At 71.2% G+C, this 2,726-nt stretch carries 2 protein-coding genes; both read right to left on the reverse strand.

What is annotated here, in order from left to right; all coding sequences use genetic code 11:
- On the reverse strand, positions 1-1,455 hold a 1,455-nt coding region (locus ADL15_RS11870), incomplete at its 3' end, for a replication initiator (RefSeq protein ID WP_157441327.1).
- 119 nt (positions 1,456-1,574) lie between these two features.
- The gene (locus ADL15_RS11875; RefSeq protein WP_232344038.1) at positions 1,575-2,585 is read right to left on the reverse strand and encodes a hypothetical protein; all 1,011 of its coding nucleotides are present in this window, start codon (positions 2,583-2,585) and stop codon (positions 1,575-1,577) included.
- Between the last annotated feature and the right edge of the window lie 141 nt (positions 2,586-2,726).

Raw genomic sequence — 2,726 nt, forward strand, 5'->3', positions numbered from 1 at the left:
CACGATGCGCTGTCCGCGCAAGACCGCAAAGGTGACCGAGTAGCGGCGCGACTTGGTGAGGAAGTGGCCGCCGAAGCCGAGCATGTGCGCCCACCGTCCCAGCCGCCGGAACGGGCTGCTCTCCGGCACCGGCCACAGTGCCTCCCGGCCGCGCGCCGCGCAGACCGGGCAGATCCATCGGTCGCTGTGCTGGCCGCAGCCTTTGCAGGTCCAGCGGGCGTGCGCGAGTCGCCAGCAGGCGTCGACGAGGCGTTCGACGTGGGTGCCGTGCTGGTCGGCGTACAGGTCGATGGTGTCGGTGGTGATCCGGCCGGAGGTGTGCCCGGTGACCTCGGTCGATTTGGTGGCGTATTTGGCGAGGTACGCGGCGACCTGGGCGTCGGTGACCTCTCCCAGCGCGGCGACCGTGATGACCTTCGTCAGGACTTGGTCGCCCCAGCCGATGCGCCAGCCGCCCGGCTGGCGCGGGTGCGGGACGGTGGCGAAGACGACCGTGGTGGCGGCATGGTCGACGGCCGCGACGAGGTCGTCGGCGTTGAGGGCCGCCGGTGGTGCGACGGTGGCGTCAGGCTGGTCGGGGTCGAAGCCGTCGAGGCGGATGATGGCGTGGAAGTGTGCGACGCCGCGCCGTTGCATCTCGGCGGCTTTGCCGAACGACAGCCGCACCGGCAGCACCCAGCGGGTGCGAATGGTGCCGTTGCGTTCGTAGGTCATCGGGACTTTCGGCACGCCGCGTTCCCGGCACAGCTGCTCGATGTAGCGGCGGATCGTGATGGTCGTGCGCCGCCACAGTTCGCCCGCGTGCAGGTTCCAGACGACCTGCCCGACGTGGTCGTAGCAGTCCAGGCACAGCGGAGTTCCGAGCCGGGTGTCGGCGAGGTCATGCCGGGCGAAGCAGGCCAGCCGTGCCCCGTGAGGGCAGACGGTCAGGTCCCGGCGGGCGTGGCACGGCTCGGCCCGGCAGTCGCACTCGGTACGCCGGGCGCAGGTGTGCGTCTTGACCCGCCGGGTGTGGACCTCACCGAACGATGGTGCGGTGAAGGTCGGGAACACCGCCGGGTGGCGCGCCACTTCGGCCGGCACGCCTTTGCCTCCGACGAGTCCGGCCCGGACCAGCTGGTAGGCGTCGTTCTGGTAGCGCTTGGAACAGGATGGGCAGACGCTGGCGCGGCGGTTGCCGCAGGGCTTGTAAATGGTCCCGTCCGGCATGTCCGCGGTGTGGCGCAGGTCGAGGATGCGGCCGGTCGCGGCTTCGATGGTGGTGAGGGTTCCGGCCAGCCGGACCGGCCGCGTGCACGCGGCGGCGGGTTGCACGTGCGTGAGCCAGGCGGGGAAGTCATCGCGGGCGGCGCGGGCGACCGCTTGCAGGCGCAGATCCGGGGAACGGCGGTACCAAGCGAGGGCGGCCGGGTCGACGCACGCTGCCGCGCCCGAGCCGGTGGGCTCGGGTGTCACGGGAAGCGTCGCCAGGGTCACGCGGTGCCTTTCACCAGAAGTGCGGAAGGGTCGGCTCGGCGGCCGGGGCCGCACCCGAAGCTGGGAGGCTTCGGGTGCGACGCTGGTTGTCGAGTCGGTTATCGGCGGGTCGTGCTGGGGCGGTTGCCGTTGACGGTGCGGATCGGCGTGGTCGGGCTGTCAGGTGCCAGGGCCAGTAGGGCCAGGGCTTCAGCGGCCTTTTCGGAGTTCACGCGCAGCCGTGCGGCGAGTTGTCCGGCGGTGATCGGTTCGCCGTTCTCGGTGCGGTACTGCCGTGCCAGCTGGTCGGCGCGTGCCAGCAGTTGCTGCGAGACGAGCGGCAGTTTCAGCTGTGCGGCGTCCGGGCCGGTGACAGGTGTGTCGGTGGCGGGACGGGCCAGCTTGCCGGCCGTCGGTGCGGCTGTGCTGGGGCGGGGCCTGTTGGACAGGGCGGTCGCACGTGAGGTGGTGTCCGGTCGGGCCGGGCTGGTCGCGGTGGGCTTGGTGACCCGGGAGGCGACGACGTCGGGCGTCGGAACGGTGCTGTGTGCGGGCTCCGGCGACCGGGCCGATTCGTCCGTGCCGGGCGATGCCGGGGCAGGACTGGCCGGTTGCGGTTCGACGGCCGGCAACGCCACGTCCGGGCGGACGGGCAGCGGCGGCAGGGTCGGGGCCGGGACGGTGGTGCTGTCCGGGGTGGCCGGGGTGGATGTGGGTTCGGTGTGCTGGTTGGTGCCGGTCGCCAGGAGCGCGCCGGTGGCCATGACCATCAGTCCGTCAACAGCGAGCGGGCCGAGGACACACACGATGGGTTCCTCGCCGTAGAAGGCGAGAAGGCCGGACCCGTGTCGGTAGGACACGAGGGCCGCGACAGCCGCGACCGGGAGCAGACCGCCCCAGCGCAGCAGGTGCCAGATACGACCGTCGGGCCACGCGACGCGGGCCAGGATTTCGACGGCCACGAACAGGAAGACCGGCCAGACGACCGCGCCGACCACGGCACCCGTTTCAGGTGACCAATCGGCGGTGATGGCTTCCTTGGGCGGGATGAAGGAGTGAGCGATGTTCGCGGCGATCGACACTGATCCGCCGAGGATCGCACCGGTGTAAGCCCAGGTGCGTCCGCTCACGCGGGCACTCATCGCTGGTCCCGGGTTGTTGGTCATCGCGTTTGCCCTCCGACGGCGTCGTTGTCGTCGAAGCGGGAGAACGCCAGGATCTTCGGGGCCGTGACCTGGTAGGCCAGGGCCTCGGTCAGGATCTCGATGTCC

Source organism: Actinoplanes awajinensis subsp. mycoplanecinus (assembly GCF_001509495.1).
Classification (GTDB): Bacteria; Actinomycetota; Actinomycetes; order Mycobacteriales; family Micromonosporaceae; genus Actinoplanes; species Actinoplanes palleronii.